Below are 521 nucleotides of genomic sequence, written 5' to 3' on the forward strand. Positions count from 1 at the left end.
CCGCTCACCGACGACACCGTGCACCTGGTCGACGCGGAGTTCCTGGCCGCGCTGCCCGACGGCGCGATCGTCGTGAACGTGGCCCGGGGCCGGGTGGCTGACACCGCCGCGATCCTGGCCGAGGCCCGGGGCGGGCGGCTGCGCTTCGCGCTCGACGTGACCGACCCCGAGCCGCTGCCGGCCGGGCATGAGCTGTTCCGGCTGCCGAACGTGCTGATCAGCCCGCACGCCGGTGGCATGTCGACCGCGATGCTGCCCCGGGTCGCGCGGCTGGTCCGCCGGCAGATCGACCTGCTGCTGACCGGTGGGGAGCCGGTCAACGTGGTGCTGCGTTCCTGACGAGCCGAGGACCAGCGCCACCACCCGCGTGGCGCCGGGCCGGCTGCGGCATCCGGATGGATTCGGGTCGGGCTGGCTGCGGCATCCGGATGGATTCGGGTCGGGCTGGCTGCGGCATCCGGATGGATTCGGGTCGGGCTGGCTGCGGCATCCGGATGGATTCGGGTCGGSTGGCTGCGGCA

The 521-nt window shown here is 73.8% G+C and carries 1 protein-coding gene; it reads left to right on the forward strand.

What is annotated here, in order from left to right:
• Window positions 1-339 (forward strand): NAD(P)-dependent oxidoreductase (locus DMB66_RS59420; protein ID WP_305028317.1); only part of this gene is annotated, 339 nt, incomplete at its 5' end.
• Between the last annotated feature and the right edge of the window lie 182 nt (window positions 340-521).

It is taken from the genome of Actinoplanes sp. ATCC 53533 (assembly GCF_003947245.1).